General features: G+C 58.0%; 5 protein-coding genes. 2 read left to right on the top strand and 3 right to left on the bottom strand.

The window, feature by feature from the left end; genetic code table 11:
• Positions 1–19: 19 nt before the first annotated feature.
• Entirely contained in the window at positions 20–853 is an 834-nt protein-coding gene (locus tag H8S59_RS25745) for a phosphodiesterase (protein WP_187523263.1), read from the top strand.
• Between the two features lie 115 nt (positions 854–968).
• On the opposite strand, the gene H8S59_RS25740 is transcribed toward H8S59_RS25745, so the two are convergent.
• From H8S59_RS25740 to H8S59_RS25730, 3 genes are all read right to left on the bottom strand, one after another.
• On the bottom strand, positions 969–2,870 hold the full coding sequence (locus H8S59_RS25740) for a PhoX family protein (RefSeq protein WP_095092519.1): 1,902 nt from the start codon (positions 2,868–2,870) through the stop codon (positions 969–971).
• 82 nt (positions 2,871–2,952) lie between these two features.
• Positions 2,953–3,717, bottom strand: a complete 765-nt coding sequence (locus H8S59_RS25735) for a TOBE domain-containing protein (RefSeq protein ID WP_187523262.1) — start codon at positions 3,715–3,717, stop codon at positions 2,953–2,955.
• Between the two features lie 185 nt (positions 3,718–3,902).
• Complete coding sequence (locus H8S59_RS25730; protein ID WP_187523261.1) at positions 3,903–4,637, bottom strand: ComFC family protein; 735 nt, start codon at positions 4,635–4,637, stop codon at positions 3,903–3,905.
• Between the two features lie 121 nt (positions 4,638–4,758).
• On the opposite strand from H8S59_RS25730, the gene bioB reads away from it, so the two are divergent.
• On the top strand, positions 4,759–5,814 hold the full coding sequence (bioB, locus tag H8S59_RS25725; protein WP_027901924.1) for a biotin synthase BioB: 1,056 nt from the start codon (positions 4,759–4,761) through the stop codon (positions 5,812–5,814).
• The last annotated feature ends 18 nt before the right edge of the window (positions 5,815–5,832 follow it).

Below are 5,832 nucleotides of genomic sequence, written 5' to 3'. Positions count from 1 at the left end.
CAGGTAGGAAATTATTACTTTGAACCACCCATTCCTCATTGCGCAGATCAGCGATCTGCATCTTAAAGCCGGTCAGAAACTAACCTATGGCGTCGTCGATACCCTGAGCGCATTGCGTCATGCCGTGGATCACCTGAACGCCAGCGTGCCGCGTCCCGATATCGTAGTAATCAGTGGCGACCTGGTGGACTTCGGTCGTGCGGATGAATACGCGGTGCTGCATCCAGAACTCAAACGGCTGCACATACCGTTTTACCTGGTGCCGGGCAATCACGATGATCGACAGCATTTGCTGGCCGAGTTCGCCAACCAGACGTACCTGCCCCTTTCATCCGATGCGCCACTGGATTGGGTCGTGGAAGAGCATCCCGTGCGGTTGATTGGTCTGGATACCAGTATTCCCGGCTCACATGGCGGACAACTGTCGGAGTGCCAGTTGCTCTGGCTCGATGAGTTACTGGCGCGCCGCCCGGATGTGCCAACCGTGTTGGTTTTGCATCACCCACCGTTCATTACCGGCATCGGCCATATGGACCGTGAGCCGTTTATCAACAGGGGGCCATTCGAAAAAGTGATTGCACGTCATCCGCAAGTCGAACGCTTGCTGTGCGGGCATTTGCATCGTCCGATGCAGCGTCGTTTTGGTGGCAGCCTGAGCTGCATTTGCCCCGGCACTTCACACCAGATCGTGCTTGATCTGCAGGAAGACGCCCCGGCGCATTTCAATCTGGAACCTGCCGGTTACCTGTTGCACCGCTGGCATCCCGAGCAGGGGCTGGTGACGCATAACGCGGTGTTCGGCGAGTACCCGGGGCCGTATCCGTTTTATGACGTGAATGGGTTGATTGATTGACGTCTTAAATGAATGAGCAACGGTAGGAGCGAACTTGTTCGCGAGACGATATTCCTGTCTTCGCAGGACTAACGGCTCGCCAACAAGTTGGCTCCTACCAAAGATCAATAGCAGGTCAAGCGCCGATCACGCCCCCATCATCCCGAGTAATCACCATCACCGATGAACGCGGTTTGCCGTTGGGCAGATGCTCTGGGAAGGTCGAGCCGCCGTTTTCACCAGGGTGCTGAATGCCTACAAACAGGGTTTTGTAGTCCGGCGCGAAGCTGATGCCGGTGACTTCGCAACCGATCGGGCCGACCATGAAACGACGGATTTCGCCGCTGTGCGGGTCGGCACACAACATCTGGTTGTTGCCCATGCCAGCAAAGTCGCCCTTGTTGCTGGAGTCGCCGTCAGTCTGAATCCACAGGCGACCGGCGCTATCGAAGCTGAGCCCGTCCGGGCTGTTGAACATGTTCTGTGGGTTGATGTTGCTCGACCCGCCTTGTGGCGTGCCGCTGTGTACGGTCGGGTTGCCCGCGACCACGAACAAGTCCCAATCGAAAGCCATTGCCGAGGCATTATCGGCGTTCTCGCGCCAGCGCAGGATTTGCCCGTACTGGTTTTTCTCCCGAGGGTTAGGCCCGCCAACCGGTTGCCCGTCTTCGCCGCGCTTGGCGTTGTTGGTGAGCGTGCAATAAACCTGACCGTCTTTCGGGCTGACCACGATCCATTCAGGGCGGTCCATGCGCGTGGCTTTCACGACGCTGGCCGCGAGGCGCGCATGGATCAGCACTTCAGCCTGATTATTGAAACCGGCAGCGGCATCCAGGCCGTTTTTGCCATGGGTCAGCTCGATCCATTCGCCGGTGCCTTTCGGACGGTCCGGGTTACCGTCGCCATTATCAAAGCGAGCGACATACAGCGTGCCGTGGTCCAGCAGGTTGCGGTTGGCTTTCGGATCTTTGTGATTGATCTTGTCGCGGCTGATGAACTTGTAGATGAACTCGCCACGCTCGTCATCGCCCATGTACACCACGGCGCGGCCGCCTTTGGTCTCGGCCAAAGCAGCGTTTTCATGCTTGAAGCGGCCTAGCGCGGTGCGTTTGACCGGGGTGGATTTCGGGTCGAACGGATCGATTTCCACGACCCAGCCATGGCGATTGATCTCGTTGGGATTCTTGGCCAGGTCGAAGCGCGGATCATGCTGGTGCCAGTTGATTTCTTTGCTGGCGGCGACAGCGCCGTAACGCTTGATGCCGGCATCGAACTTCTGCTCGGGATCGGTGCTGCCGAAGCAGTCAGTAAAGTTTTCTTCACAGGTCAGGTAAGTGCCCCACGGCGTTTTGCCGTTGGCGCAGTTCTGGAATGTCCCGAGTGCTTTGGTGCCGGTGCTGTCGGCGGCGGTCTTGAGCCAGTCGTGCCCGGCGGCAGGGCCGCTCAGATTGATCGGGGTATTGCCATGGATGCGGCGGTTGTATTTGGAGTTCTGCACGAACTGCCATTTGCCGTTCTTTTGCTGCACTTCAATCACCGACACGCCTTCACTGGCCAGCGCTTTGCGCACATCTTCAGCGGACTGAGGCTCTTTGCCGTGATCGAACAGGTAGCGGTAGTTGGTGTATTCGTTGTTGATGGCCATCAGCGCGCGGTCTTTTTGACCCGGCATCGGGAACAGGCTCATGCCGTCATTGTTGTCGCCAAACTGCACTTCCTGCGCCTCGGCGGTACCTTTGCCGCTCGGGTCGAATGCCGGACCGCCAGCCTGCAGCGGCTGACCCCAACTGATCAGCACTGAAGATTTATAGCCTGGCGGCAAGCTGATGCTGTCAGCGGTAGCGGCGGGGATGCTCTCGAAACCCAGCAGCGTGCCCGATGCGGCGCTGACACTCTTGGCCAGTGCGGTGCGGCTCAGCAGACCGCCGCCCAGAAACATCGCCGCGCCGCACAAAGCGCCAGCGGTGATGAAGCCACGGCGGGTCAGGCCGACCATTTGTTCGAGGTCTGTGGATTGGTTTTCTTCTAGTAGTTTCATCAACACGGCTCCCAGCAGGTGTGGCAGACACCTTAGTGAGCGGATATGACGAAATTGTGTCGCCGCAATGACGCCGTCGTACTTACAGCGGCGTGCCCAGCAGCACGAGGGATGGTGCGAATTCAACCTGCACCGCGCTGCCAGTTTTTAGCTGAAGGGTCGCAAGCTGCGCAGGCTCTGCCAGTGAGCACAGAATCTGGCCGCTGGGCAGGGTAATGCGCACCTCGCTGGGACCATCAGGCGCGTCGATGACCTCTTCTATCGTGCCGCGCAAGCAATTGTGTCCATTTGTTACGGGATGCCCTGATGCCTGTAACTCCAGCCAGCCGGCCTTGATCAGCGCCACCACATCGGTGTCCACCGCCAGATCCAGGCGCAGCGTGCTGTCGTGGGTGATCTGTGCATCGATGTACACATCGCCAGCCAAACGCAGGCGTACCAGATCGTTATGGCCGTAAGCGGTGATGCTCTCGATACGGCCCAGCAATTGGTTGCGAGCGCTGGTGCGCAATGTCAGGCGGCTGAGTAAATCCAGGTCGGCGCTTTCTTCGGTGGCTTCCAGCACCTGAGCCTGAAGCGCCTGCAAGCGATGGTACAAACGCAATACACGCTCACCCTCAGCGGACAGCTTCGCACCACCACCGCCACGTCCCCCCACGCTGCGCTCGACCAGCGGCTTCTGCGCCAGATTGTTCAGCTCATCAATGGCATCCCACGCAGCCTTGTAACTCAACCCCGCACTCTTGGCCGCACGGGTAATCGAGCCCTGCTCGGCAATGTGCTGCAACAACGCAATTCGTTGCGGGCGACGGACCATGTGTTGAGTGAGCAGGGTGGGTAGGGGCATGGGGGCTGCTTTCGGGTCGTGATCATTGCGGCCAGTGTAAGGCATGAGTTACTTATAGGTGTGCAGTGTCTAGCGCCAAACTCGTACCTGTAGGAGCTGCCGAAGGCTGCGATGGCGTTGTGTCAGGATGAATGCTTCGCAGCCTTCGGCAGCTCCTACAAAATGTCGTTCTCTGTTGATGCTAATCAATCCCCCGGCTTGGGCGTCCGCGCCAGGCAATAAACATCCATCCGACACGCCCCGGCCTTGATCAGCAGCTTGGCAATAACGTCCGCGGTAGATCCGGTTGTCAGTACGTCATCAATCAGCGCTACATGCTTGCCTTTGATCCTCTCCCCATCCATCACCACAAACGCATTACGCAGGTTGCGCTTGCGGGCTTTGGCGTCGAGGCCTTGTTGGGCCGGGGTTTCCTGGGTGCGGAGTATTAGCCGGTCCTCTACGGGAAGTTGCAGTTGTTCGCTCAGCCAGTCAGCGAGCATCGCGGCCTGGTTGTAGCCGCGCTGGCGCAGGCGTTTAACCGCCAGTGGCACGGGCAGGAGAAAGTCCGGGCGGGGCAGGTTTTCTTCGAATCGGTGTTGCAGAAACTGACCGAGCAGTTGCGCCATGAGGCGTCCCATTGGCCAGTTGCCCTGATGCTTGAAGCGGGTGATCAGGCTGTCGATGGGGAATTCATACAACCAAGGCGCTGCTACTTCGTCGAAAGCTGGTTCGTTCCTCGTGCACTGCGCGCAACTCAGGCCTGACATCGCCAGCGGAAGTGCGCACTGCTGGCATTGGTCACCGAGCCAGGGCAGTTCGGTTTCGCAGGCGGTACAGATTGCATAAAGCGTGTCTGTTGACTCGTCGCACAATAAACATGTCTGTTTGTTTTTTAACCAGCTGTAAACCTGATAGGTAGGATATGGTTGACAGCGCATAGCTCTTCCTTAAACATACTGAAACATCCATGTCATGCCTGTGGACTTTTAGCCTGTGCAAGCAGGGCTGAGTTGCAGGTGGTCACCCAAAGAACCAAAGTAGAAAACCGAGGACCGCCCGATGAGCGCCAGCACCACCGCCACTTTGCGTCATGACTGGACTTTAGCTGAGGTCAGAGCGCTGTTCGTACAGCCTTTCAATGACCTGCTGTTTCAGGCGCAGACGGTGCACCGTGCTCATTTCGACGCTAACCGCGTTCAGGTCTCGACCCTGCTGTCGATCAAGACTGGCGCTTGCCCGGAAGACTGTAAGTACTGCCCGCAGTCGGGCCACTACAACACCGGCCTGGAAAAAGAAAAACTGTTGGAAGTGCAGAAGGTTCTCGAAGAAGCCGCTCGCGCCAAGGCCATTGGTTCGACCCGTTTCTGCATGGGCGCTGCCTGGAAGCATCCTTCGGCGAAAGACATGCCTTACGTGCTGGAGATGGTCAAAGGCGTCAAGGCGATGGGCCTGGAAACCTGCATGACCCTGGGTCGTCTGGATCAGGAACAGACCGAAGCGCTGGCGTCGGCAGGCCTGGATTACTACAACCACAACCTCGATACCTCGCCGGATTTCTACACCAGCATCATCACTACCCGAACCTACAGCGAGCGCCTGCAAACACTGGCTTACGTGCGTGATTCGGGGATGAAGATCTGCTCAGGTGGCATTCTCGGCATGGGTGAGTCCCTGGACGACCGCGCCAATTTGCTGATCCAGCTGGCTAACCTGCCAGAGCATCCGGAATCGGTGCCGATCAACATGCTGGTCAAGGTCGCCGGTACGCCGCTGGAAAATGCCGAAGACATCGATCCGTTTGATTTCATCCGCATGCTTGCCGTGGCGCGCATTCTGATGCCGCAGTCCCACGTGCGTCTGTCGGCGGGTCGTGAGGCCATGAACGAGCAAATGCAGGCGCTGGCGTTTTTCGCCGGTGCCAACTCGATTTTCTATGGCGACAAGTTGCTGACCACCGCGAACCCACAGGCTGACAAAGACATGCTGTTGTTCTCGCGACTGGGCATCAAGCCTGAAGCTCGCGAAGAACATGCTGACGAAGTACATCAGGCTGCCATCGAGCAGGCACTGGTCGAGCAGAAAAGCAGCGAGCAGTTTTATAACGCAGTGGTTTAACGCGCAGATTTCTGTGGG

The organism is Pseudomonas folii (assembly GCF_014357575.1).
Classification (GTDB): domain Bacteria; phylum Pseudomonadota; class Gammaproteobacteria; order Pseudomonadales; family Pseudomonadaceae; genus Aquipseudomonas; species Aquipseudomonas folii.
This window is presented reverse-complemented; position numbering and strand designations above follow the sequence as displayed.

Coding starts and splice junctions, on each gene's coding strand:
- H8S59_RS25730 (WP_187523261.1), bottom strand. CDS start 4,637: ATGCGCTGTCAACCATATCCTACCTATCAGGTTTACAGCTGGTTAAAA.
- bioB (WP_027901924.1), top strand. CDS start 4,759: ATGAGCGCCAGCACCACCGCCACTTTGCGTCATGACTGGACTTTAGCT.
- H8S59_RS25735 (WP_187523262.1), bottom strand. CDS start 3,717: ATGCCCCTACCCACCCTGCTCACTCAACACATGGTCCGTCGCCCGCAA.
- H8S59_RS25740 (WP_095092519.1), bottom strand. CDS start 2,870: ATGAAACTACTAGAAGAAAACCAATCCACAGACCTCGAACAAATGGTC.